Here is a 25,926-nt window from a genome sequence, read left to right as displayed (position 1 = left end):
CCTCACCGCTAGCGGGCTCATTGGCAGCATGGATGCCGCCAACGAGCCCCAGGGACGGATTTACGACGTGTCCGGCGAGCAGTGAGGACACCGCGCGCTAGAGCGACGCAACTTCTGGCCCAGCCTTTTGACCTTCGTCCGCACTGGATGTGGCGCACCCCAGCGGCAAGTACCGCAAGATCTTTATCAAAGCAGCAAGAATTTCGCTCAATCGCTCTGCGACGCTTGCGCCGTAAAACGCTGCGCATGCTCCGCCAAACCAGCAGAGGTGAGGAGCGCGAATTGCCGCTCGCCGCGGTCTTCCACGCGGACCCAGTCCGGGCCGGGTTGACCGTCCAGGTTTGCCGTTCCCAACCACGCGAGCGTGCGCAGCAACACGCTCATGCGCACGCCAAGGTGCTTGCAGAGCCGTGCCAGCAACACGCCATCGGGCGCGTCGGCAAGCACATGCAACAGCTGCGCGGTGAGCTGCGGATCAGCGGACAAGCACCGCTCCGATGTCGCGCGGTGCAGCATCGGCGGCCTCTGCACGGTGCGGTAGCACGATCACCGGAATCGACTTGGAGGTCGGCGTACGCGCTTCGTCAGCGAAGCTGGACAACGGCACCAGCGCGTTGGTTTCCGGGTAATACGCAGCCAGGCAGCCACGCGGAATGTTGTAGTCAACCAGCAGGAAACGCCGCGCCTCGCGATGCACGCCGTCTTCGCACAGGCTTTCCAGATCCACCCAATCGCCTGCCTTCATGTTCAACGCCGCGATATCCGCGCCATTGATAAACAGCACACGGCGCTCGCCGAACACGCCGCGATAGCGGTCGTCCAAGCCGTAGATGGTGGTGTTGTATTGATCGTGCGAACGCGTGGTGGCCAGCGTAAACACCATCTGCTCGGTGTGGCTGCGACGCGCGCGATGTATCGGGTTATCGGTGGGCACCGCATGCGGCTTGAATACCGCACGTTGTTCCGGCGTCACCCACTGGCGATCACGCGCGGTGTTCGACAAACGGAATCCACCTGGCGTACGCACGCGCTCATTGAAGCCGGCAAAATCCGGGAAGACCTGCGCAATCAGATCGCGCACGCGGTCGTAATCGCCCACCAACCAACGCCAGCGGATCGCACTGCGCGCGCCCAGCGTGGCTTCCGCCATGCGCGCCACGATCGCCGGTTCGGACAGTAGCTCCGGCGAGGCCGGCGGATTGATACCGGCCGACAGGTGCACCATGCTCATCGAATCTTCCACCGTCACGCCTTGCGAGCCGGCATCCTGGATATCGATCTCGGTGCGCCCCAGGCAGGGCAGGATCAACGCATCACGCCCATGCACCAGATGGCTGCGATTGAGCTTGGTGGTGACATGCACGGTGAGCTCGCAGTTACGCAGCGCGCGATGCGTGGCATCGGTATCCGGCGTGGCAGCGGCAAAATTGCCGCCCATCGCGAAGAACACCTTGCCGCGCCCATCCAGCATCGCCTCGATCGCACCGACGGTATCGAAACCGTCTGCGCGTGGCGGCGCGAAACCGAACACCGATTGCAGCTTGTCCAGGAATGCAGCCGGCGGCTTTTCATAGATCATCATCGTGCGGTCGCCCTGCACGTTGCTGTGCCCGCGCACCGGGCACACGCCAGCGCCGGGCCGGCCCAGGTTGCCGCGCAGCAGCAGCAGATTGGTCATCATGTGGATGGTTGCCACCGAATGCTTGTGCTGGGTGATGCCCATGCCCCAGCAGGCAATCACACGCTCGGCATTGAGATAAATCTCGCCGGCCTTGCGCAGCGCCGCTTCGTCCAGACCGGACTCCTCGACAATCGTGTCCCAGCCTTCCGCATGCACATCGGCAGCGAATGCGTCGAAATTGGCGGTGTGCGCCTCGATGAATTCCAGATCCAGCAAGCGCGGCGCGCCATCGCGCTGTGCCTGCGCATCGCGCTCCAGCACATGCTTGATGATGCCCTTCACTGCGGCCAGGTCGCCGCCGATCTTGAGCTGAAAATAATCCGAGGCAATGCGCGTGGAGCCATTGTGGAGCATCTCCAGCTTGTCTTGCGGGTCGGCAAACTTTTCCAGCCCGCGCTCGCGCAGCGGGTTGAATGCCGCAATCGCCGCACCGCGCTTGGAGGCCTGACGCAGCTCACCGAGCATGCGCGGGTGATTGGTGCCCGGGTTCTGCCCGAAGATGAAGATGGCGTCGGCGAGCTCGAAATCGTGCAGCGACACCGTGCCCTTGCCCACGCCGATCTGCGAACGCAGCGCGGTGCCGGAGGGCTCGTGGCACATGTTGGAGCAATCCGGGAAATTGTTGGTACCGAACTCGCGCACGAACAATTGATACAAAAACGCCGCTTCGTTGCTGGTACGCCCGGAGGTGTAGAAGATCGCCTCGTCCGGCGTCGCCAGGCCGTTGAGATGGCCGGCGATCTGCGCAAACGCGTCGTCCCAGCTCACCGGCACGTAGTGGTCGGTGGCGGCGTCGTAACGCATCGGGTGGGTCAACCGACCCTGCCCTTCCAGCCAATGGTCGCTGTACTGCGACAACACGCTCACGCTGTGCGAGGCGAACAGTTCCGGCCCGGCGCGGCGCGCGGTGGATTCGGCGGCCACGGCCTTGGCGCCGTTTTCGCAGAATTCGAAGGTGGAGGTATGGTCGCGATCCGGCCAGGCGCAGCCCGGGCAATCGAAGCCGTCCGGCTGGTTGGCGTGCAGCAGCGTCTTGGCGCCCTGCACTGCGATGTCCTGCTCCATCAGGTGCTTGGCCACCGAGCGCAATGCGCCCCAGCCGCCCGCGGGATTGTCGTACTGCTTGATGGTTTTCTTGCTCATGCGGGTTCTCCCACGGCAACCCCCAGATCCAGGCGCTGCGGATGGCTATAAACAACACAATCGTGATTGCGGGCAAACCCGATCAGGGTCAGTCCCGCACTATCGGCCAGGCTGATCGCCAGCGCGGTAGGTGCTGAAATCGCTGCGAGCAGCGGAATTCGGGCATGCGCGGCTTTCATGGCCATTTCGTAACTGGCGCGGCTGGTGACCACCGCAAACCCGCGCGATGCATCGATGCGCGCACGCGCCAATGCCCCGATCAATTTATCCAGCGCGTTATGCCGGCCCACGTCTTCACGGACCAGTTGCACATCGCCCTGCGCGTCGGCCCAACCGGCCGCATGCACGGCACCGGTTTGCGCAGCGATGGGCTGCCGTGCGTGCAGCGCGTCCAAGGCATGCGCCAAGGCATCCACGTCGATCTGCAAGGACGAGTTCAGCACCGGCGGCACACGCAGCACCGCTTCGATGGATTCGTTGCCGCACACCCCGCAGCCGCTGCGGCCGTCCAGATTGCGTCGCCGCTGATCCAACGCCGCGGCTCGTTCGGGCGGGATTTCGATCTGTAGCGAAGCGCCTTCCAGAAACGTCTCCACCGCGATCACGCGCAGGTCCTGCGCGTGATCGACGATGCCTTCGCTCAACGAGAACCCCAGTGCGAAATCTTCCAGGTCCTCCGGCGTGGCCATCATCACCGCGAACGGCACGCCGTTGTAGATGAAGGCGACCGGCATTTCGGCCGCCACCATGTCCTGCACCGTGGCGCTGCGGCCGCCGCGATGGCGACGGACCGTGCGCACCACACTGCCGGGACGCACGGAACGGGAAGACGGGATGGTCATCTCATCTCAATGGAACAGCACGAAGGCTTTTTGCAGCGTGACCCAAATACCGAACAGCATCGGGATGCCCACCGCCAACCAGGCAAACGCGACCAGTGCCGGGTTTCCGCCGTGACCGATACGCGCCAACTGCTCCGGCGGGATCACGCCGTGCCCGGTGCGGTCTACCTTCTCGTGCGCCAGCTGCTTTTCGCGCGCCAGTTCGTCGGGCGTCATGAAGTGGCGCGCGGCCACCGGGCGTACCAACAGATTGCAGATCAGGCCGAGCACGAGCATGCCAGCGAGAATGTACATGGTGGTGTTGTAGACCTGTGACGGCGGGCTGCCGTGGGCCAACTGATATTCACGCATGTAACCCACCACCACCGGACCGAGGATGCCGGCGGTGGCCCAGGCAGTCAGCAGACGGCCGTGGATGGCGCCGACCATCTGGGTGCCGAACAAGTCGGCCAGATACGCCGGAATGGTGGCGAAGCCGCCGCCGTACATCGACAGGATGATGCAGAAGATACCCGCGAACAGCGCAATGCCGCCAATGCCGCCAGCCGACGGGGCCGCTGCATACAGGCAGATACCCAGCACGAAGAACAGCGTGTAGGTATTCTTGCGGCCGAGCTTGTCGGACATGCTGGCCCAGAAGAACCGGCCACCGATGTTGAACAGGCTGAGCAGACCGGTGAAGCCGGCCGCGATGGCCGCGATGCTGGCCAGCTGAGTCGGATCCAGGCTACCGAAGCCCACATCCACGCCGATCAGACGGCCGCCGAACACTTCCTGCAGCATCGGCGAGGACATGCCGATCACGCCGATACCGGCCGAGACGTTCAGGCACAGCACGCCCCACAGCAACCAGAACTGGGGAATGCCCCAGACCTTTTTCACGTGCACGTGGTTGGCGGTGATCATGGCATTGCTGCTGGCCACCGGTGCGGTCCAGCCGGCCGGGGTCCAGCCGCTGGGCGGCACGCGGTAACCAAACGCACCGGCCATCATGAAGACGAAGTACAGCGCCGCCATCACCAGGAAGGTTTCCATCACGCCCACCGAGGTGGGGGTGGCGAAATGGCGCATCAGCGCATCGGCCAACGGGCTGCCGATCATCGCACCGCCGCCGAAACCCATGATCGCCATGCCGGTCGCCATGCCGCGACGGTCCGGGAACCATTTGATCAGGGTCGACACCGGTGAGATGTAGCCCAGGCCCAAACCGATACCGCCGATCACACCCGAGCCCAGCCACAGCATCCAGATCTGATGGAAATGGATACCGGCTGCAGAAATCACCAGGCCGCCGCACCAGCACAGTGCCGAGACCACACCGGCCTTGCGCGGGCCGGCACGCTCCAACCAACCGCCCCAGATCGCTGCCGAGCAGCCCAGCAACACGAAGAACAGCGTGTACATCCACTGCAATTCGCTGATCTTCCAGTCGCAGGTGGTGGCCACCATGCGCGCGAACAGGCCCATATCGGCCGGGCACGCAATCGACTCAGTGATGCCCAGCGCCTTGGACAACGGCAGCCAGAACACGCTGAAGCCGTAGGCCATGCCGATGCACAGGTGGATCGCCAATGCTGCCGGCGGTACCAACCAACGATTGAACCCCGGACGCGCAACGATGCGCTCCTTGGACAGCAGACCGGCGTCTGCGCCACTGGCTGTCGCCACGGTGGACCCTTGCGTCATTCTCATTCCCCCCAAAAACCAACGATGAACTGCGATAAGCACGGCTGATCAAGACTCACACCAACGCCTGCTGGGCGATGGCGACGTCCTGTCGACCGTTCCGAATACGATTGATAGCTGCAATCAAACAACGCGTTGCGATATGAGCAGCGACACCGACCAGGCCCAACTGGCGGTCGTCTGGCGCATCATCGGCGATCTCTGCCTGTTTGCAATGCTTGCCAGCGCCCTGCAGTGTTGCAACGCGCCGGCGCCACCCATATCGCATAAAGGTTCCTGCGTGTTAGCGGCCGAAGCTGCGACTAATTGACTAGTCTGTTTGCGCGTCGCCAAATGTGTCGCGAAACCGCGCCCGCACCGGCTGCAAGCACAGCGCTGCCGCAGGCATCGGCAGCGCCTGATAACGGCGACGTGTCGATCGGTGCACGCGTGACGCGCCCCGCCAATGCTGTGCATCTGCCGGTATCAGGGTGACGGCCGACGCGCCAGCTGCGTACAGTCGGGCGATCCCGAGCGACGGAGCCTGCCATGCCCGACCACCTTCCCCACGATGCGGCCGATACGCTGCAGGCACCAGCGCAGCTGGATGCCTTCTGGATGCCGTTCACCGCCAATCGCCAGTTCAAGGCGCGTCCTCGCCTGCTAGCCTCGGCGCAAGGCATGTATTACCGCGATGTCGACGGCCGTCAGATCCTGGACGGCACCGCCGGCCTATGGTGCTGCAATGCCGGCCACAGCCGCGAGCGTATCGTGGCAGCGATCCGCGAACAGGCCGGCACGCTGGATTTCGCCCCCACCTTCCAGATGGGCTCGCCGTTGCCGTTCGTGCTGGCGCAGCGGCTGGCCGCGATCGCCCCACCCGGCCTGGGCCACGTATTCTTCACCAACTCCGGCTCGGAGGCGGTGGATAGCGCGATGAAGATCGTGCTGGCCTATCACCGGCTGCGCGGCGAAGGCCAGCGCACCCGATTCATCGGCCGCGAGAAGGCGTATCACGGGGTCGGTTTCGGCGGCATGTCGATCGGTGGGCTGCCCAACAACCGCAAGTGGTTCGGCCCGTTGCTGGCCGGTACCGACCATCTGCGCCACACGCTGGATCTGCAGCGCAACGCGTATGCACGCGGGCTGCCCGCACATGGCGCGGAACTGGCCGACGACCTGGAACGGCTGATCACCCTGCATGACGCCTCCACCATCGCCGCGGTGTTCGTCGAACCGGTGTCCGGCTCTGCCGGCGTCATCCTGCCGCCGGAAGGGTATCTGCAGCGGTTGCGCGCCATTTGCGACCGCCACGGCATCGTGCTGGTGTTCGATGAGGTGATCACCGGTTTCGGCCGCGTCGGCGATGCGTTCGCCGCACAGCGCTTCGACGTCACCCCGGACATCATCACCGCTGCCAAGGGCCTGACCAGTGGCACCGTGCCGATGGGGGCGGTGCTGGTGACCGATGCGATCTTTGATGCCTTCATGCACGGGCCGCAGAACGCGATCGAGCTCTTTCACGGCTACACCTATTCCGGCCACCCGCTGGCCTGCGCAGCGGCGATTGCCACGCTGGACACCTATGCCGAGGAAGACCTGTTCGCGCGCGCGATCACGCTTGGTCCGCAGTGGGAGGATGCATTGCACGGCCTGCGCGGGCTGCCGCATGTCATCGATATCCGCAACATCGGCCTGATCGGCGCAATCGAACTGGCACCGCGCGACGGTGCTCCGGGTGCGCGCGGTTACGAGGTCTTCGAGCGCTGTTTCCATGAAGGCAGCCTGCTGGTGCGCGTCACCGGCGATGTCATCGCGCTGTCACCGCCGCTGATCGTCACGCCAGAGCAGATCGGACAGATGGTGGAGACGCTGGGCACGATTCTGCGTCAGGTGAACTAAGGGCAGTTGGCGAAACGCAAATACTGCACCCTTCGCTGACCGACAGGCGCCCGCGTGTCACGCGCGCAGGCGCCACGTCAAGCCGCGCAAAGCGGGGACAGGCTCACTACAATGCCCGCCCCGTACCCCAGCAGTTGCCGTATGAACATCGTTGTCAAAGAAGAACTCAAGGCCTACATCGACCCGCTGACGCCCGACGAGCACGAGGCGCTGGAACGCAGCCTGCTGGCCGAAGGCTGCCGCGATGCCTTGGTGCTGTGGGGCGATGTGCTGGTGGATGGCCACAACCGTTACGGCATCTGCCAGAAGCACGGTTTGCCGTTCCAGACCGTGCAGAACCCGCGCTTCCAGTCCATGCAGGACGTGCACCTGTGGATGATCGAGCAGCACCTGGGCCGGCGCAGCGTGTCCGATTTCCAGCGTGGCGTACTGGCGTTGCGCAAGCGCGAGATCCTGGCCGCACGCCAACGCACCCAGCGCGACGCCGACGCCGTTGCCGCTGCCCAAGCGCCGGTGGTGGTCGGCGACCAACCCGACACTGACCTGGACGACAGCAGCGCACACGCCGATGACAGCGACAGCCCACCGTGGGAGGAAACCTCCACCCCGGTCAGCCGCGCCGAACTGGCACGCGAAGCGCGCCTGAGCAGCAACCAGGTGGTGATGATCGAACGGATCCATAAGCAGGCCGCGCCGGAAGTGGTGCAAGCGGTCAAGGCCGGCGAGATTTCGATCAGCGCCGCTGCCGCCGTGGCCACACTGTCCGAAGACGAACAACGCGCTGCCGCGCAGGCCGGCAAGGCCGAACTCAAACAAGCCGCCAAGCGCGTGCGCGATGCCAAGCGCAAACCCAAAGCCGACGAGGCCGAAGGCGGCGAAGCCGAACGCCGCGACATCAAGGCCCTGCAGCGCCGCGTCACCGAACTGGAAAACGAAAACGCTGCGCTGCAGTCCAAGGTGACCGCATTGCAGGCGCAGCTGGAACGCCTGCGCGGCTGAGTGCAGCACTGACCGCACTGCCATCCGCATCGCGCGTCACCTGCAGGAGCGGCCGTGGCCGCGCTGGGCGTGTCTTGGTCAGGCCATCACGCGCAATCGCGCTCCGACGACAACGTTAGCAACGTCGTCGTCGGCCGTGGACACATGCCATCCGCATCCGACTAGGTACACTCGGGGGCATGGAACCAAGCGTTAGCCTCCCCCGCCCCACCGATCCCCGGCGTGCCCAGCTGCAGCGCATGAAGCTATTGGCGGTGGCCTTGCTGCTGGCGATGTTCGCTGGCTTCATCATCAGCCACCTGATGGGCGAACACGGCGTCTGGGCGTGGGTATCGGCCTTCTGCGAAGCGGCCACGGTGGGCGCATTGGCCGACTGGTTTGCGGTGGTCGCGCTGTTCCGGCGCCCGATGGGCCTGCCGATTCCGCATACCGCCATCCTGCCACGCGGCAAGGACCGGCTGGCCGACGGCCTGGCAGTGTTCGTGCGCGACCAGTTCCTCGCCCCCGATGCCTTGATGGAAAAACTGCGCGTGTTCGATCCTGCCAGCCGCCTGGGCGATTGGTTGGCAAAGCCCGAACAGGCACGCATGCTGGCGCAGATGGCACGCAGCTGGATGCTGCAGGCGCTGGAACTCCTCGACGAAGCGGCGGTGCGCCGCGCGATTCAAGGCTTTGTGGTCGACCGCCTGCGCAAATGGAATGCCGCCGCCACCATCGGCGATGTCATGGCCCTGCTCACCACCGACGGGCGCCATCAAAAACTGCTGGATGAAGTATTACTGCGGCTGGGCGAATGGCTGGATCAGGAACAGGTCAAGACGCGCGCCTCGGCATTGATCGTGCGCTACGCGCGGCGCGAATGGCCCAAGCTGGTTGGCACCGTGAACTGGGTCAAGCCGATCGAAGAGATCGGCGACAGCCTGGCCGACCGCATGGCGCGCGCGGCGATTGAAGAACTGCAAGACATCCTCAAGACGCCCGAACACCCAATCAGGCTCGACTATGAGGCATGGTTGCAGGGCTATATCACGCGGCTGCGCGACGAGCCGGAAATGGCCGTACGCGTGGAAGAACTCAAGCAGCGCGCGATCGAACATCCGGCATTGCAGGAATACGTGCAAGGTCTTTGGAGCGAAATTCGCGATGCATTGCGCAATGACCTGGCGCGCGAGCAGTCGTCGATGGCCGCGCACATGGAGCGTTCCATGCAATCGCTCGGCCAGGCGTTGTCACAAGATCCCTCGCTGCGCGAAGCGCTCAATCAACATATGTTGCAGGCGGCCGATAAGCTCACCACGCGCCTGCGCACATCGGTGACCGACCATATTGCCTCGACGATGAAAAGTTGGGACGAACGTCACCTCGTCGAACAATTGGAATTGGGTGTGGGGCGCGATCTGCAATACATTCGCTTCAATGGAACGTTAGTCGGAGGATTGATCGGGCTCATCCTTCACGCGTTGTCGATCTGGCTCTCGTTCTGATGTTGGAAACACCACTCGCCCACTCGGATGAGGTGCAGGCTTAGGGGACTGCACCGCCATAGCATCGTCAGGCGGTACCACGAGGTCGATGTATGTCGGCCAGCATTCTGGGCACGTAACAGGCAAGGCGAAGGAACGAACATGCCGAAGGGCCGCTGGGATTTGCGCAGGATATATGGGCGTCGCGCATTCTTTGGTGCACTGCTGATCCTGATCGCCGGCCTGATCGCCGCCATCGCCACCGGCGTGTGGCTGCAACGGCAGAACGAGCTCGAGCGCGAGCAACGGTTCCAATACGTGGTGCGCACGCTGGCACGCAACATCAGCGAACGCATGTCCACCTTCGAGCATGGCTTGCGCGGCGCGCGCGGTGCGGTGATCGGCGCAGGCAGCGGCATCATCAGTCGAGAACGCTTCACCTTGTACAGCCGCTCGCGGGATTATCCGCGCGAGTTTCCCGGCGTGCTGGGCTATGGCTATATCCATCGCGTCGCCCCGGCCGACGAAGAAGCGTTTTTGCAGGCCGCGCGCGCCGACGGTGCGCCGGACATCCATCGCCGACCCTTGGCGCCGTGGGATGGCGAGCGCTACATGGTGTTGTATTTCGAGCCGGAATCCTCAGGCAACCGGCCGCTCGGCATCGATATCGCCTCCGAGCCGCGTCGGCGTGCCGCCGCCCTGCAGGCCGCGCGTAGCGGCGAGCCGATCATGACCTCGCCGATCTCGCTGTCCGGTTACCGCATTCCTAGCGAAAGCGGTTTTTTGGTGTTGTTGGCAATCTATCGCGAAGGCATGCCGCTGCAGACGCCGCAGCAGCGCATGGTCGCCACCAGCGGCTGGGTGTATGCGCCTTTCAGCGTCGAGCAAATGGTGCAAAGCGCATTGGGCGAACGCGACGACGTTGCGCTGGATCTGTCCGACCGCAACGAGCCCACCCACAATTTCTATCGCAGCGGCACGCCGGCCAGCGACAGTGCGCTGCGTCCGCCGGTCGTGCGGTTGTTGCCGATCTATGGCCGCACCTGGGTCATCACCGCCCATCCCACTTCCAGCTTCATCGCCTCGCTCAACCAGAATTCGCCCTGGTTGATCGGCGGGCTGGTGATGGCCGGTTCGGTGCTGTTTGCCGCCCTGCTGGTGTTGTATTTCAGCAATGGGCTACGCCGCGAAGAAGTGCTGCGCAAGCAAATGGAGTTGGCTGCGCTGGTCAGCCATTCCAGCGAAGCCATCGTTGCCGAAACTCCGGATGGGCGCATCACGCACTGGAATCCTGCCGCCGAGGCGATGTTCGGTTACACGGCCCAAGAGGCGATCGACCAAGACCTGATCATGCTACTGGCGCCGCAGCCCTATGCAATGCACGAGATCGACCATGCCGACGCTGCGCTGGCGGGCAACGCTTCGGCTGCACAGACCATGCGCCATCGCGACGGACATCAGGTGCATGTGCTGGCCAGCAAAGCGCCCATCATCGAAAGCGAAGGCACCCTCAGCGGGCATTCGCATTTTTTCCGTGACATCTCCGACCGCGTGCGCTCGCATCAACGCATCATCGATCTCAACGCTTCGCTCGAACATCAGGTGGCCGAACGCACCAGCGAGCTGGTGAAGTTCTCGGTGCTGCAACGCGCGATCCTGGCGCACGCCGGTTACGCCATCATCGCCACCGACTCCGGCGGCTTCGTCACGCTGTTCAATCCGGCTGCGGAAAAACTGTTGGGTTACAGCGCTGCAGAAGTGATCGGCCGACGCAAGGCCAGCCAGTTCATCGAGCAGGAAGAACTGCAAGAGCGCGCGCACATGCTCGCCGATCAGACCGGTACGCCGGTGGCGCATACGCTGGAAGCGATCGCCGCACTCACCAGCCTAGGTCGCAGCGATACCAACGAGTGGACCTACGTCAGCCATGACGGGCGTCGCCTGCCAGTGCTGCTGACCTTGAGCACCCTGCGTGATGACCACGATCAGGTGATCGGCTACCTGGGTGTGGCGGTGGATCTCACCGAGCAAAAGCTGCGCGAAAAACAGCTACGTCTGGCGATGGATGCGGCCAAGAGCGCCAACCAGTCCAAGTCCGATTTTCTGGCCAATATGAGCCACGAAATCCGCACGCCCATGAACGCCATCCTGGGCATGCTGTACCTGCTTCAGCGCAGCGAACTGCCCGGCGCCGCGCAGGAAATGGTCACCAAGATCGACCGCTCCGCACGCACGCTGCTGGAAATCATCAACGACATCCTGGACTTCTCCAAGATCGAGGCCGGGCGCATCGACCTGGAACGTGCACCGTTCGATCTGAACCAGCTGTTCGACAACATCGCCGACCTGATGCGCTCCTCGCTCAGCGCCAAACCGGTGGAAATGATCGTCGAGCCCTTGCCGCGCGACAGTCGTTGGCTGCAGGGCGATGCGCTGCGCATCAATCAGGTGCTGGTCAATCTGGTCGGCAATGCAATCAAGTTCACCGAACAGGGTGAAGTGGTGCTGTCGGTACGGCGCTTCCCCAGCGGCGACCCCAACAAACTCAAGCTGCTGTTTTCGGTACGCGATACCGGCATCGGCATTTCCAAGGAAAAGCAAAGCCTGATCTTCTCGCCGTTCCTGCAGGCCGACACCTCCACCAGCCGGCGTTACGGCGGCAGTGGCCTGGGCCTGACCATCAGCCGGCGCTTGGTCGAATTGATGGGCGGCGAACTGGAAGTGGAAAGCGTGCCCGGCCGCGGCAGCGAATTCTATTTTGTGGTGACGCTGGAAAAATCCGCGCCACCCCAGGCACAGCGCGAATTGCCGGCCTTGCCGCCGGAAGCGATGCCGCGCGTGCTGATCGCAGACGACCACGATGCAGCGCTCAACAACCTGGTGCGCATTGCCACCGAACTTGGCTGGCGCGTGGATGCGGTGGCCAGCGGACAGGCCGCGCTACAGGCGATCGAAGAGGCCGTTGAGCCCTACGATATTTTCCTGCTCGACTGGCGCATGCCCGATGTCGACGGGGTGGCCATCGCACGTGAGATCCGTGCGCGCGCCACGCCTGGCCCGCATCCGGTGATCGTCATGGTCACCGCCTACGAGCGTCGCCTGCTGGAACAACATCCGGAGCAACAGGATCTGGATGCGGTGATGACCAAACCGGTGACCGGCGCGGCCCTGCATCGGTTGGTCGAACAACTGGTCGACGAACGCCCAGGCGCCCGCCCGGCCGCTCCCACATTCGTTGCGCGTCGTCTGGAAGGCGCGCACCTGCTGCTGGTCGACGACAGCGAAATCAATTGCGAAGTGGCGCAGCGCATTCTCGAAGGCGAAGGCGCCATGGTCACCGTCGCCCACGATGGCGAACAGGCCGTCAGCACACTCAAGCGCGCGCCCAACCTGTTTCACTTGGTGCTGATGGATGTGCAGATGCCGGTGGTGGACGGCTACGAGGCGACCCGCCGGCTGCGCCAGATCCCGGCCCTGGCCAGCCTGCCGGTGATTGCGCTGACTGCCGGCGCATTCCGTCCACAGCAGGAAAAAGCGCTGGAAGCCGGCATGAATGGGTTTATCGCCAAACCCTTCAATGTCGAAGAATTGGTCACCGCCATTCGGCATTTTCTGCAGCCTGGCATGCAGCGAATTCCGTCGCTTCCGCATGAGGCCGAGCTGCACGCCGGCACCGAGTGGGAACATAGTGAGCCGGAACTGCTGGACGCTGCGCGCGCGCGCAGCCTGTGGCGCGAACGCGAGCCGTATGCGCGCTATCTGATCAAGCTGCTGCGCGACAACCCGGACCCGGCGGAAATGGCCGCCGAGCATCTGCGCCGCAACGAATTGCCGGCCATCGGTGCGATGGCGCACAAGTTGCGTGGCGCGGCCGGCTCGCTCGCGCTGCCGGCGCTGGCTGGTGCGGCCGGCGATCTGGAAACGCGCATCGAGGAAGGGCACGACATCACCGCCTCGCTGATCGCGTTGAGGGACGTCATGCAGCGCACCGCTGAGGCGATCCGGGCGTTTTTGCAGCATGGCGACACCGAGATTGCTACCGACGACGATGGCGTTGCATTGGATGCAGACAGCGTGCAGATCCTGACATCGGCCTTCGCCAGCGACGATGCCGACCAGATCGACCACGCATTGCTGATCTGCGCGCCACATTTACCGCGCACGCTGCAGGAAGCGTTGCAACGCGCCGTCGAAGATTTCGACTTCCGTCGCGCCGAAACCACGTTGCGCGATTGGCAGACGACCCACCTGCACTGATCGCGCTCCCCCGAGCCGCTTGGCAAGGATCCAGCATGCCGTCCCGTCCCCTGCTGTGTGTCGACGACGAATCCAGCAATCTGGCCACCCTGCGCCAGTTGCTGCGCGACGACTTCGCACTGGTCTTCGCCAAATCCGGCAGTGAAGCCCTGGATGCGGTGACGCGCCACACGCCCAAGCTGATCCTGCTGGATGTCGAATTGCCGGACATGGACGGCTACGCGGTAGCGCGCGCGCTCAAGCAGCAGCCATCCAGCAACGCCATCCCGATCCTGTTCGTGACCTCGCGCAATAGCGAGCACGACGAACGTCTCGGGCTGGAAGCGGGCGCCGCCGATTACGTCAGCAAACCCTACTCGCCTGCGCTGCTCAAGGCACGCATCGCCACCCAGTTGAAGCTGGCCGAAAACGCACGTCTTGCCCAGCAGTACCGCGATGCGATCCATCTGCTCGGCACCGCCGGCCAGGGCCAGGACTCCGACACCGGCGCGCATATCTGGCGCATGGCGGTGTATGCGCGGATCCTGGCCGAAGCGGTGGGCTGGTCGCCGCAGCAGGCGCAAACCCTGCAGGACGCCGCCCCGTTGCACGACGTCGGCAAGATCGCGGTACCTGGCAGCATCCTGCAAAAGCCCGATTCGCTGGACGAGCACGAACGCTCGGTAGTGCGTCAGCACCCGCAGGTCGGCCACGATCTCTTGCGCAACGGCCGCGGTCCGGTATTCCAGTTGGCAGCGGAAATCGCGCTGCATCATCACGAATGCTGGGACGGCAGCGGCTATCCCAAGGGATTGTCAGGCGATGCCATTCCCGAATCGGCGCGCATCGTGACGGTGGCCGACGTGTTCGACGCGCTGTGCGGGCGGCGCGCCTATAAGGCGCCATGGACAGTGGAAGACGCCATGCGCAAGCTCGACAGCATGGCAGGCAAACAACTGGAACCGCGCCTGGTGCAGCATTTCCACGCGGCATTGCCGCAGATTCTGCAGATCAAGGACGCCTGGGACAGTCCTACGCCTTAGCGTGATCTGGGCGGGTCCATGCGCAGATCCAGGTGGTCAATGTGCCGACACAGGCAGGTAAGGAACCAAGCCCACGCGACACGAGGTTGGCTGGCGTCTGCCGTACCCGCCCCCACCGGCGCGCACCGGCTAGCGCTTGCGGCGCGGGCGCCCAAAGCCACACGCGCCCGTGGCGCATGAGCATGCCTTTTCGCGCATCAAGGTGAGAGTGACTCGAGCTTGGCGCGCGTCTCATGCCCTTGTCCTGCCTGGGAAGAAGGTGCCTTGAAGGGGCGAATGAGGGCATGCGGCGCGAATACCTCCCCTTGGCAATGGGCAGTTGCGCTTCCTCCCCAGGCCAGCCTTCTCCCGCGCCGCGCGCCGCATCTGCCTCACCCCCACCAAACGCACGCAGCGTTGCTGCCATTGGCTTGAACGCAAAGATACACAGGTAGACAATACACAAATGTTGCGCCGCACAAGACCGTGCGACGCGGGCCGACCCTGCTGCCATCTGCGGCGCAGGGCGTGCGGCCCCGCAACCGAGAGTCCGATGTCCTCCAGCACGTCCGAGGCCGGCGTGACGCCGCCGCGTTATCCCGATTACCGCATCATCTCGCTGATCCTGGCCTGCGCCATTTTCATGGAGCAGATGGACGCCACCGTGCTCGCCACCGCGCTGCCGACCCTGGCGCGCGACTTCGGCGTGGCCGCGCCGGCCATGAGCATCGCCATGACCAGCTATCTGCTCGCACTGGCAGTGTTGATCCCGGCCAGCGGCGCCATCGCCGACCGCTTCGGCCTGCGCCGCGTGTTCGGCGCCTCCATCTGGGTGTTCGTCGGCGGCTCGATCCTGTGTTCGCTGGCCGACAGCCTGCCCACCATGGTCGCCGCGCGGGTGCTGCAAGGTGCGGGCGGCGCAATGATGGCGCCGCTCGGCCGGCTGATCCTGCTGCGTACGGTTGAGCGCCGCCATCTGGTGTCGGCCATGGCCTGGACACTGGTGCCAGCCTTCATCGGCCCGATGCTCGGCCCGCCACTGGGCGGCTTTTTCGTCTCGTATCTGGATTGGCGCTGGATCTTCTACATCAACGTGCCGATCGGCATCGCCGGCTTTCTGCTGGTACGGCGTTTTATTCCGGAGATTCCCACCGAATCGGCGCCGGCGCGGTTTGATCTGCGCGGCTTCGTGCTGTGCGGCACCGCGCTGGGGTGCCTGCTGTTCGGCCTGGAGATGGTCAGCCAGGAAAACGGCCTGGGTGAAGCCAGCTGGCTGCTGGCGATCGGCGGCAGCGCTGCGCTGGGATATCTCTGGCACGCGCGTCACCATCCCGCTCCGCTGCTGGATCTGAGCTTGCTGCGCATCGACTCGTTCCGGTTGTCGGTGATCGGCGGTGCGCTGATGCGCATCACCCAGGGCGCGCAGCCGTTTCTGTTGCCGCTGCTGTTTCAGATCAGCTTCGGCATGAGCGCTGCGCATAGCGGCCGGCTGATCCTGGCCACCGCGCTCGGCGCACTGTTGATGCGCACCATCACCCCGCAATTGCTGCGTCGTTTCGGGTATCGCAACAGCCTGATCGGCAACGGCGTACTCGCCAGCCTGGGCTACATGGTGTGTGCGTTGTTCCGCCCCGATTGGCCGCCGGCATTGATGTTCGGCCTACTGCTGTGCTGCGGCGGCTTCATGTCGTTTCAATTCGCCGCCTACAACACCATCGCCTACGAAAACGTGCCTGCCGCGCGCATGAGCCGCGCCAGCAGCCTGTACACCACCCTGCAGCAATTGATGCTCTCGGTCGGCGTCTGCGCCGGCGCGATGATCCTCAACCTGGCGATGCTGGCCGGCGGCCACGCAACGCCGCATCAGAGCGATTTTTCGCTGGCATTTTGCGTCGTCAGCCTGATTTCGCTCAGCGCCACCTGGTGGCATGTACGCTTCGACAAGCATGCCGGGCAGGAAATGAGCGGACACCGGGCGTAACGGGTCGGCTCTGATCGCCGCATCATCAACGTCATCGACGGCATAGCCCTCCAGACCAATATCCCGGCGTTGAACGCTGTCGTGGAAGGGGGGAGCTGGCAGGGGTTCTGAGCCGGCGGCCGGCACCTGCGCCTGGCCCGACATGGCTCGATGCAACGAACAGATCGCGCAGGCATGGACGGCGGCTGGCCAAGCGCATCGGACAACACGGCATGCCATCGGCAGCCAAGTCCTTGCTCTGACTGCAGACCGCGAACGTACGCCTACAACAAGGCGATCATATCCAGTCGCAGTGGCGCGGAGCTGCGGCGATCTTGCGTGGCAAGCCTGATCTGCGTCGCACATTTGAAACCCCTGCGTGGCGGGAGGCCTGGTACGGAAAATGGTCAGGTATCAAGGCTGGATCTAATCTCGCACGACATGTCGATCGCTTCATTTCCTTGATCGTGCATTCTCGCAGCGTCATCGACGCGCAGCGACCACTCGATACTGCCCGCGATCGCCGTAGCGGGCTCCTTTCTTCTCGACTTCCGCACATAATCTGTCTTCGCCGCACGGCACCAGGTTGGCACGAGCAACACGATCCAAAAAGGTGATTTCCGCCCTGAGTTGGGCGGCTTCAGCGACAGCCGCTTTTGTGCTGTAGAGCGCATAGCCGGCGACGACCACACTGATGACACCCGCCACCAGTAGGGCAATCGATGCGATCCACATGCGCCGCGTTGTCGTTGTTTCCAGGGAGTGCTGTGCGTGTGCGTAACGCTGGGTCGCCTGCTGGACCGTCTGCTCCGCAGTCGCCATCTTCTTGTTGAATCGCTCGGCCGCCGGTTCCAGCGTCTGCGTCAGCGCCTGATTGCTCAATTGCGTCAGCCGGGGAAGTGCGCTTTCCACGACGCGATTGACGCGCTGATCGGCACTGTTGACGGCGCTCTGCAGAAGCTGCAGCTGCTCCCGTACCAGATCGTCCAATGCGTGCTCGCGCAGCTGCAGCGTCCCGATTACCGCCGCCAGGGCCTGGATCGATTCTTTTAGGGTGCGTTCCGACCCGTTGACATCGGACAGCGCGGAGGTGTTCTGCATGTCCATAGTGTTCTCTTGATGATTCAACTTGCTGCACGTGTTCCGGCTATCCACCACCACCGCCGCCACCACCGCCGCCTCCACCTCCTCCACCTCCTCCACCTCCTCCACCTCCTCCACCGCCTCCATCGCCTCCATCGCCCTGCGGTCCTTGCATTGCCGGGCCGTTGGCGAACTGCGGCAGTGTCATCACCATTACCGGGCCACGGCTGGTCTGCACCTCTGTCGAGACGTCCATGTTCAGTGCCTGACGCGTACTCCCTGCTCCTGGGCTTCCTGCATCGCCTGGGCATCCAGAAATTCATGCCCTTGTTTGGCAAGGGCCTGGCTGTAGGGGCTGTTGGCGACCCGTTTCAAGGCCTGTTCGATCGCCAGTTCGTTCTTGCAGTCGATGGCGTACAGCAACTCGTCCACATCCGGATCGCCGGTGATGCTTTTACGCTGGGGCTGCGGCCGATCTTCCTGCTCGCCAGCGGCAAGAGACTGTGGCGCGGTGTCTGCCGACGGAGCGCGGGGTGGTCTCAGTCCAGAGGGGCCATCCGGATCGTACCCATCACGCAATTCCAACTCGGTAAACGGCCGCTCACCACGGTCCACGCGCGCCTGCCGCGCTTCTGCGACGCGGTTTTCTGTTTCGAGTTCCTGTTCGAGTTGGATGCGCAGCTCACGCATGGAGCGCTCTATTTCCTCCCAGGAGTTCGGATCGACGGGCACAGCGGCAGGACGGTCGTGCTCATCTGCCAGGGACGCGGAAAGCGGCTCGCGTGCACCGGCCGCGTCCTCGGGTGCATCGGCGGAGCGGCCAGCGGTCGGCATGTCCAGCGATGGCCCTGTCGCTTGCGCGAGGTGCGCGGACACTGGCAACGCTGCAGGGGGATCTGGCGCTTCCAGTGCTTGAGTCTGTGGCGTGCGCGCCTGTTGATCGTCGCGCTGTTCTGCGGCGACCGGCGTGGCGAGCGATGGCGCGTAAGGCGAGGTCGTCGCCTGGGCCAGGCGCGCGTCCGCCGGCTGCTCGGGCTGCTGCGCAGGTGCACCTTGCTGCGCATCCGAGGCTTGCGCCGTCATCGGCCGTTGGCCGCTGTGCAGGTCCGCAACCTGCTGCTGATCTGCCGGTGCTGTCTGCGCGATGGCTGCGCTCTGTGCTGCCTGCTGCTGGACTTCCTGCGTGCGCTCTTCTTGCGCTTGCTGGCTTTGCGCCCGCTGCTGCGCTACGTCGGATGCCTGTGCTTGCGCAGGCTCTGCCAGCTGCTCCTGAGGCCGTTGGGCGATGTCATCCGGGGTAGACCGCTGCTCGGACTGGCGCGGCGGTGTGTCTTGCGCCTGGAGCGACGACGGCTCGCGCGAGACCGCTTCCTGTGCCGGCTCCTGCTCGCGTTGTGGAGCCGCTTGGGCGTGCAGCGGCTGTTGCTCGGCATGTTGCACCGTCTGCGCCTGCAGGCGTTCCTGCTGGCTCTGCTGGGCGTCCTGTGCCTGGCGTGTTTCCCGCTCGCGCTGCTGCGTCTCCTGGGCCTGTTGCTGCGCTTGTTCGCGCTGCTCGGTCTCGTGCGCCTGCTGCTGGGCTTGTTCGCGTTGCTGGGCAGCCTGTGTCTGGCGTTCTTGCTGCTCTAGTTGTTGCGCCTCTTGCCGGCGAAGCTCCTGCAATGCATGCGCCTGCAGCGCCTGAGCGTCCTGCGCCCGGTCTTCGTGCGAGGCCTGCTCCTGCAGCGTGTGCGCGCGTGCCTGCGCCAGCTGTTGGTCTTGCGCTTGCCGGTCCTCCTGCTGTCGTTCCTGACGCTCCTGCGCGGCGCTGGCCGCCTGGCCCCGCGCCTGCACGTCGAGGGCATGCTGGTTGGAGGGGGCGGAAGACGACGTGTCCGCATCTGCGGATCCGTCCGATGAGCGAGGCGCAGAGGCCAGCTGCTGTATCGGCAGGGCCGGGTTCTGCCGCGCCTGTACCTCCTGCAGTGCCTGGCGGATGTGCTCGGTGCTGGTGACTGCTGCAATACGCTCTACGCCATCGGGGCCGCGTTGCAGATGTGCAATCGGGCTATCGGCGCCGAAGCTTCCACCAGGGCCGCGCTGCAACTGCATCGCGCCATCGCCCGCAAGTCCCTCTGCCTGGCGCGTGCGTTGCGTCGCCAGTTCGATCGCTTCACGCCATGGCGGCTGCAACTCGGTGCCGACGATGCGGTAGCGGTAGAGCGTCTGCTCGCCCTGTATGTCTTGCGGCGATTGGCGGATGGCGGCAATCGCCTGCGCCTGCTCGGCCAGTGCCGGTTGCAGCATCGCGCGCGTGGTCTCAAGTTCCAGCACCCGGTTGCCATCGGGTGGTGCGCCGTTGCTTGTCCACTGGCCTTCGATGTTGCGGTAGTAGCGCTGGCCGTCTGAAGCGGTCAACGCATCCGGGTCGGGCAGCGCCTGCTGCACCGCCGGCGACATCGGCAGGCCATCGGCCGCCCAGCCGTTGCGGTGGTGCGCCAGTTCGTAGCGCGCGGCGATCGCGCCGGGACTGTTGGCGATGTTGCGGGCGATGGTGTCCTGCGCTTGCGCGTCCAGTTCGGCAGCGCGTTCCGGCGAGGCGGCTTCCTGCACGTAGCTGCCGCGATCATTGGCGCCAGCGATCTCGGCCTTGACTAGCCGATGCCACTGGCCGTCCGCTGCATCGCGTCGCCAGTCGGCGCTGCTCAGGCTGGGGCGGTCAGTGGCATTGGCCGGCTGGCGATACGGATCTTGTGGAGCGGGCGCATCTTTGAGGGCTAGCGCTGCAGCGGCGTTGGTGGCCTGGTAATTGAGTTCGCGCGCTTTTTGATAGCTTGCGACGATCGGCGTCGCGGTGGGGTTGTCCACCCCGTCGTTGGTAGTGTCGGCCTTGCCCTCACGCGCCCAGGCGCGGCCATCGAACGACCACTGCGTGCCCTCGCGATCGGTCTGGGTGTAGATGGCGCGGTTGTCGAGCAACGCGGCGGCCTTCTCGCCAGCGGTACTCAAGAAATACGCATCGGCCGCGATCAGCACCATCGGCCCGGCGCCCGAGCTCCCCAGCGCGTAGGCAGCGGCGGTGCCGCCGGCCCAGCCGCCGACGTTGCGGCCGGCGAAGTGCGCCAGCTCCGACTGCGCTGCTAGCGGATTGTCTTGCGAGAGCAACGTGGCGATCTTCTCGCCTGATTGTGCCGCGTCATACAGCGTGGCGGCTACGCCCACGGCACCCAGCGCACCGACAGTTTTTGCGCCGGGACGTTCGAGCAGCGGCGGTGCATAGGGCGTTACTTCTACACCTGGCGTGCGCAACAGGCGTGCCGTCAACGCATCACCCTCGGTTACTGCGGCATCGGCTACCTGCGCGGTGCGCTGCACCGGCCGAGCAGTCTCTGCCATCGGTGCAAATGCGCCGTGCAGCGGCTCGGGCATCTGCGCCGGCTGGTGCACCACGTCGCCCGGCTGCGCATGGCGCGCATAGTCGGCGGCGAGTTCGTGCACCTGCCCCGCGAGCGTGGCACGGTCCATCTTTGGCGCGCTGCGGAACAGAGCATTGCCTTCTTCGGAGCGATGAATCATGTTCATACGCACATCGGTAGGCTCGTGCATGCGCGTCAGCAATGGCTCACTGAGCAAGCCATTGTGGTAATCGGTCATCAGGTTAAGGCTGCGCACGCCCAGCCCGCCGCGCAAATAGCTGCCGCCGATGTCTGAGTGCGCGCCGGCCACGGTGACATGCAAAAAACGACCATCCTCGGAGACGCCGTGCGGAACGATCTGATCGACCGGAAACAGCCCGCGCCGCTCATGCGCAGCGCTGACCTGAAAGCCTGACACCACCGATGGCGGCAGGCGACGGTCGAACAACTCCATGTAGCCAGTGGGCACCGGGTCATACAGACCCACGCTAATCGGGGTCAGACCAGGCGATTGGTGGTAACGGTTGTAGAGCGGTAGACCGTCTTCGCTGATACCGCTGATGCCACCATCTGGATCGGGAATACCGCGCGCATCGATCATCCGCGCCAGCAAGGGAACCTGGCTGGCGCCACGGCTGAAGCCTTCCAGATGCAAGGCGATTTTTGCTTGCGGGTCAGTCTGGAAAATACGTTGAGATTGCTTATTTAACTGCTCATACATTTCTTCGGCACGAAACAGGCTGGTGCGGCCAGTTGCGCCATCGATCGCTTTTTCTAGCGGATTATCTTGGGTGCCAGGGCCTTTGATGTACTCGAAATCGATCCGCTCTACGCCCGCCTTTTTCAGATCGTCTAGTTGGGCTCTGAACTTCGCGACATTGGTAGTGTGTAATGGATCTTGGTCGGCGTCGTTGCCAGTGCCGTCCATCAACCCGACGATTAGATACGAGTGCGGGTCAGCGCGATCCAGCAACTGCGGCACATTGAATCGATAGAGTTCGTCGGCTGCTTGTTCGTACGTGCGCAGATGCTCCGGCGTCGCGGCATAGTGCGACACATCATCCAGCGGCAGCCCATCTTCGCCTAGCTGCAAAACGAGCTTCTTGTTCATGACCAGCGCTCTCTCAGTAGGTCTTGGTCCAGGCCAGGATCAATTCGTCACGACTTACTTTTTTAAGCGCATCATGCTCTGGATTTAGCAAGTGCTTGGTCAATACTCTTGCCCGCATATAGACATTGATCGTATGATCGCTGACTTCTAAAAGAATATCCGCATAGTGACGTCCGCGCGCGGAATAGCCGTAAACCAAAAAGAATTCATCGACATCTTCCCTGGCCACATTGTGCAAGATGACATTGCCGGGAAAGATCGCTTCAAGATCGATTTCGGTATGGCGCTTTACTCCGTCCAATGCGGTCCAGTAGATATCCACCGTCGATGGAAATCCTCGCTCCTCGAATTCTTCTGTACTGCCGAAGCTGCCTGTCCAGTCGTCCTTCCAATTCGGCTTATGCGGCTCACCAGAAGGCTTATCCAAATCGCTGGCCGAATGCTGCTGCCGATCAAAGATGATGCTGCACCGCAAGGTGTGATAGCAGCGAGCATCGAACGAATAACCATCAAACCGCAACGGCCACGGCTCGCCCTGCTTTTTTCTTGCTAGATGCAGATTAGGGATGTTGAACATGTCGGGGGACTCCATGTCGAAGGTCGCGGAAGTGAGGTCAATGTAACGCAACGGGACTCTGGCGCATCAATCATCTGCTCTTCTCTTCTGCACGCTTGACGTTGGAAGCGAACATCTTGTGGGACGTTATCGCGCCTAAGTAGCTACGGTGATTGCGTATAGCGTCGCTTCTACCTGTATGTGGCTTGGTTTAGCAGTTTGGCGACCTTGCTTACAAGCAATGCTCAACTACAGCATAACGGAACTCCGACATACTCACACAAGCACCTCTCTGCGAACAAATTTTTAAATAAAAAGTATAATTAATTTTTATATACACTCATCACTGTCAGCTGCGATCTCAATAAAATTCAAATTCTTGTATTGACTTTACATCCTGTCACACCATATGTAGTGCCGACGCAATATAGCAGCGACACATATTTCCGGGAGCCTTGGACCTTGAAGTCCACTAAAGCCCGCACTCCTTTAATTATAAAGCCTCCTCACTGCCAAGTGTTCTTTCCTTTACCAGACTTTACGATCACTGAAATAATTATTACTAATAAGAGCACTAGTGCAGCAATTATAGGAGCAAAGGGCGACCACCAAGGTAAATCCAAGCCAAAGTCCATCGAAACCCCAATAGCAATTGAGATCAGCAGCCCAACTCCCATCCACCTCCTTAGAAGATCCAACATGTCGCTTCTCATTTTATTGAACAGAGATAATATTGGGCGCTCAACGCAACATGCCTTGCATAGACATACACGCTAAGAAATTTAATATTGCATCGCAAGGTGTCCCCGCAGCGCGCTCCAAACGAATAGCTATCAAACCGCAACGGCCATGGCTCACCCGGCTTTTTTCTTGCCAGATGCAGATTAGGGATGTTGAACATGTCGGCGGACTCCGTGTCGAAGGGCGCAAGCGCGAAGAGAGTGAGTACCAACTACAGCGCTTTCGACCGAATATAGCAAAGCCGGCTCGTCCCTCATCCAGCCAACGCGCCGTTGCGTCGCCAGTTCGATCGCTTCACGCCATTGCGGCTGCAACTCGGTGCCGACGATGCGATAGCGGTAGAGCGTCTGCTCGCCTTGTACGTCCTGCGGCGATTGCTAGATGGCGGCAATGGCCTGCGCCTGCTCGGCCAGCGCCGGTTGCAGCATGGCGCGCGTGGTCTCCAGTTCCAGCATGCGGTTGCCATCGGGTGGCGCGCCGTTGGTGGTCCACCGGCCCTCCATGTCGCGGTAATAGCGCTGGCCGTCGGAAGCGGTCAACGCATCCGGGTCGGGCAGCGCCTGCTGCACCGCCGGCGATATCGGCAGGCCATCGGCCGCCCAGCCGTTGCGGTGGTACGCCAGTTCGTAACGCGCGGCGATCGCGCCGGGACTGTTGGCGATGTTGCGGGCGATGACGTCCTGCGCTTGTGCGTCCAGTTCGGCAGCGCGTTCCGGCGAAGCGGCTTCCTGCACGTAGCTGCCGCGATCATTGGCGCCAGAGATCTCGGCCTTGACCAGCCGATGCCACTGGCCGTCCGCTGCATCGCGTCGCCAGTCGGCGCTGCTCAGGCTGGGGCGGTCAGTGACATTGGCCGGCTGGCGATACGGATCCTGTGGAGCGGGCGCATCCTTGAGGGCGAGCGCTGCAGCGGCGTTGGTGGCCTGGTAATTGAGTTCGCGTGCCTTCTCGTAGCTGGCGACGATGGGCGTGGAGGTGGGGTTGTCTACCCCGTCGTTGGTGGTGTCGGCCTTGCCCTCACGCGCCCAGGCGGTGCCGTTGAACGACCACTGCGTGCCGGCGCGATCGGTCTGGTTGTAGATGGCGCGGTTGTCGAGCAACGCGGCGGCCTTCTCGCCAGCGGCACTCAAGAAATACGCATCGGCCGCGATCAGCACCATCGGCCCGGCGCCCGAGCTACCCAGCGCGTAGGCAGCGGCGGTGCCGCCGGCCCAGCCGCCGACATTGCGGCCGGCGAAATGTGCCAGCTCCGACTGCGCAGCGAGCGGGTTGTCCTGGCCGAGGAACTGCGTGGCGCGCTGGCCGGTCATCACCGTGTCGGCGGTGGCGAGCAGCCCGGCGGTGCGCAGTGCCTGGCCTGCAGATAGATCGCCGGCCAGTAGCTCTGCGGTGGCGAAGCCGCGTTGCGAGACTGGTGTGTACGGCGCATGCGGTGTAGCGGCTGCGCCTTGGCGAATGCTGCGCGCAGCACCGCCGAGGGTTGTCGGTGTGTCATCCAAGACCTGCTGGACCACTGCCGCATTGGACTCGGACAGCGTTATTCGCCCGGCATCCTCTGCGTGCGCGATAGCCATGCGAAATTCCTCGCGGCCGGCAATCTCGCGGATGACGGCATCGCGTTCATTCGGGACAGCGACCAGATTTTTGCCCGTTGTGCGTGCGTCATCGATCACCTTTGCGATCCGTTGCTCGGAGTGGGTGATCGCGGCCCATTCGGCTTCGACATTGCTCATGGCGCGCAGCGTCTTCAACTGGTCGGCGTGGGCGGCGCGGTATTGCTCGTATTCGGAAATAGTGCTGTGGTTCTGCGCGTTCGTTTGGGTCTTGGTCAAGTGCTCCGGTGTAGTTGCGAACATATCGCGATTGATCAGGGCGACTTTGAGTGTGTCTTGCAGGTCGTGGACTTGGGCGGCGACGCGCTTCAATGCAGCAGCGTCGTTGGACATTGCTACGCGGCCTTCTGGCGAGTCACGGATTTCATTAAGATAACCAACGATTGCTTTTGTGTAGGAGCTGCGCGTACGTCCTCGGTGGGGGGGTTTTTATTTCGTCGGCTAGCTTCCCCTCTACCGGAAGATACAGGCGATTGATCGATACATCCTTGTCGATCAAGCCATGATCGGCCAACTT

General features: G+C 63.3%; 13 protein-coding genes and 3 pseudogenes. 7 read left to right on the top strand and 9 right to left on the bottom strand.

The features are described from left to right. Positions 1-207 precede the first annotated feature (207 nt). Genes M0D43_RS20265 through M0D43_RS20250 form a run of 4 tightly spaced genes read right to left on the bottom strand, consistent with a single transcriptional unit; the run spans position 208 to position 5,352 of the window. Complete coding sequence (locus M0D43_RS20265; RefSeq protein WP_260807548.1) at positions 208-486, bottom strand: hypothetical protein; 279 nt, start codon at positions 484-486, stop codon at positions 208-210. Further along, a complete protein-coding gene (locus M0D43_RS20260; RefSeq protein WP_260807547.1) occupies positions 476-2,824 on the bottom strand; it encodes an FdhF/YdeP family oxidoreductase in 2,349 nt (782 codons plus the stop codon). The genes M0D43_RS20265 and M0D43_RS20260 overlap by 11 nt, the downstream gene beginning before the upstream one ends. Continuing rightward, complete coding sequence (gene fdhD, locus M0D43_RS20255) at positions 2,821-3,666, bottom strand: formate dehydrogenase accessory sulfurtransferase FdhD (RefSeq protein ID WP_260807546.1); 846 nt, start codon at positions 3,664-3,666, stop codon at positions 2,821-2,823. Before fdhD ends, M0D43_RS20260 begins: the two co-directional genes overlap by 4 nt. Before the next feature lie 6 nt (positions 3,667-3,672). Then, the gene (locus tag M0D43_RS20250) at positions 3,673-5,352 is read right to left on the bottom strand and encodes an OFA family MFS transporter (protein ID WP_252162770.1); all 1,680 of its coding nucleotides are present in this window, start codon (positions 5,350-5,352) and stop codon (positions 3,673-3,675) included. A gap of 142 nt (positions 5,353-5,494) precedes the next feature. Here M0D43_RS20250 and M0D43_RS20245 point away from each other — a divergent pair, with 142 nt between their 5' ends. The 7 genes from M0D43_RS20245 (at position 5,495) to M0D43_RS20215 (ending at position 16,934) form a co-directional block, all read left to right on the top strand. Continuing rightward, entirely contained in the window at positions 5,495-5,662 is a 168-nt protein-coding gene (locus M0D43_RS20245; RefSeq protein WP_260807545.1) for a hypothetical protein, read from the top strand. Between the two features lie 218 nt (positions 5,663-5,880). Further along, complete coding sequence (gene aptA / locus M0D43_RS20240) at positions 5,881-7,233, top strand: omega-aminotransferase AptA (protein ID WP_260807544.1); 1,353 nt, start codon at positions 5,881-5,883, stop codon at positions 7,231-7,233. Positions 7,234-7,374: 141 nt separating this feature from the next. Continuing rightward, complete coding sequence (locus tag M0D43_RS20235; protein WP_260807543.1) at positions 7,375-8,232, top strand: plasmid replication/partition related protein; 858 nt, start codon at positions 7,375-7,377, stop codon at positions 8,230-8,232. Between the two features lie 179 nt (positions 8,233-8,411). Next, a complete protein-coding gene (locus M0D43_RS20230) occupies positions 8,412-9,716 on the top strand; it encodes a DUF445 domain-containing protein (RefSeq protein ID WP_260807542.1) in 1,305 nt (434 codons plus the stop codon). Between the two features lie 141 nt (positions 9,717-9,857). Next, positions 9,858-13,952, top strand: a complete 4,095-nt coding sequence (locus M0D43_RS20225; protein ID WP_260807541.1) for a CHASE domain-containing hybrid sensor histidine kinase/response regulator — start codon at positions 9,858-9,860, stop codon at positions 13,950-13,952. Positions 13,953-13,987: 35 nt separating this feature from the next. Then, positions 13,988-14,974 carry an HD-GYP domain-containing protein gene (locus M0D43_RS20220; protein ID WP_260807540.1) on the top strand — a complete coding sequence of 329 codons (987 nt, stop codon included), beginning with the start codon at positions 13,988-13,990 and terminating at the stop codon, positions 14,972-14,974. Positions 14,975-15,506: 532 nt separating this feature from the next. After that, positions 15,507-16,934, top strand: coding sequence for a DHA2 family efflux MFS transporter permease subunit (locus M0D43_RS20215; protein ID WP_252162765.1), 1,428 nt, complete (start codon positions 15,507-15,509; stop codon positions 16,932-16,934). A 462-nt stretch (positions 16,935-17,396) separates the two neighbouring features. On the opposite strand, the gene M0D43_RS20210 is transcribed toward M0D43_RS20215, so the two are convergent. From M0D43_RS20210 to M0D43_RS20190, 5 genes and pseudogenes are all read right to left on the bottom strand, one after another. Continuing rightward, complete coding sequence (locus tag M0D43_RS20210) at positions 17,397-18,143, bottom strand: hypothetical protein (RefSeq protein WP_260808300.1); 747 nt, start codon at positions 18,141-18,143, stop codon at positions 17,397-17,399. After that, positions 18,061-21,134, bottom strand: a pseudogene (locus tag M0D43_RS20205) (hypothetical protein); the annotation flags it as partial. The pseudogene M0D43_RS20205 and the gene M0D43_RS20210, both read right to left, overlap by 83 nt. Before the next feature lie 843 nt (positions 21,135-21,977). Beyond that, positions 21,978-22,316: pseudogene (locus M0D43_RS20200) on the bottom strand (phospholipase effector Tle1 domain-containing protein); the annotation flags it as partial. A 196-nt stretch (positions 22,317-22,512) separates the two neighbouring features. Further along, on the bottom strand, positions 22,513-23,076 hold the full coding sequence (locus M0D43_RS20195; protein ID WP_260807539.1) for a hypothetical protein: 564 nt from the start codon (positions 23,074-23,076) through the stop codon (positions 22,513-22,515). Between the two features lie 989 nt (positions 23,077-24,065). Further along, positions 24,066-25,721, bottom strand: a pseudogene (locus M0D43_RS20190) (hypothetical protein); the annotation flags it as partial. Between the last annotated feature and the right edge of the window lie 205 nt (positions 25,722-25,926).

Source organism: Xanthomonas prunicola (genome assembly GCF_025266575.1).
Classification (GTDB): domain Bacteria; phylum Pseudomonadota; class Gammaproteobacteria; order Xanthomonadales; family Xanthomonadaceae; genus Xanthomonas; species Xanthomonas prunicola.
This window is presented reverse-complemented; position numbering and strand designations above follow the sequence as displayed.

Excerpts from the sequence above, each read along its gene's own strand:
- M0D43_RS20260 (WP_260807547.1), bottom strand. The coding sequence starts at position 2,824 with ATGAGCAAGAAAACCATCAAGCAGTACGACAATCCCGCGGGCGGCTGG.
- fdhD (WP_260807546.1), bottom strand. The coding sequence starts at position 3,666 with ATGACCATCCCGTCTTCCCGTTCCGTGCGTCCCGGCAGTGTGGTGCGC.
- M0D43_RS20250 (WP_252162770.1), bottom strand. The coding sequence starts at position 5,352 with ATGACGCAAGGGTCCACCGTGGCGACAGCCAGTGGCGCAGACGCCGGT.
- M0D43_RS20245 (WP_260807545.1), top strand. The coding sequence starts at position 5,495 with ATGAGCAGCGACACCGACCAGGCCCAACTGGCGGTCGTCTGGCGCATC.
- aptA (WP_260807544.1), top strand. The coding sequence starts at position 5,881 with ATGCCCGACCACCTTCCCCACGATGCGGCCGATACGCTGCAGGCACCA.
- M0D43_RS20235 (WP_260807543.1), top strand. The coding sequence starts at position 7,375 with ATGAACATCGTTGTCAAAGAAGAACTCAAGGCCTACATCGACCCGCTG.
- M0D43_RS20230 (WP_260807542.1), top strand. The coding sequence starts at position 8,412 with ATGGAACCAAGCGTTAGCCTCCCCCGCCCCACCGATCCCCGGCGTGCC.
- M0D43_RS20225 (WP_260807541.1), top strand. The coding sequence starts at position 9,858 with ATGCCGAAGGGCCGCTGGGATTTGCGCAGGATATATGGGCGTCGCGCA.
- M0D43_RS20220 (WP_260807540.1), top strand. The coding sequence starts at position 13,988 with ATGCCGTCCCGTCCCCTGCTGTGTGTCGACGACGAATCCAGCAATCTG.
- M0D43_RS20215 (WP_252162765.1), top strand. The coding sequence starts at position 15,507 with ATGTCCTCCAGCACGTCCGAGGCCGGCGTGACGCCGCCGCGTTATCCC.
- M0D43_RS20210 (WP_260808300.1), bottom strand. The coding sequence starts at position 18,143 with ATGGAGGCGGTGGAGGAGGTGGAGGAGGTGGAGGAGGTGGAGGAGGTG.
- M0D43_RS20195 (WP_260807539.1), bottom strand. The coding sequence starts at position 23,076 with ATGTTCAACATCCCTAATCTGCATCTAGCAAGAAAAAAGCAGGGCGAG.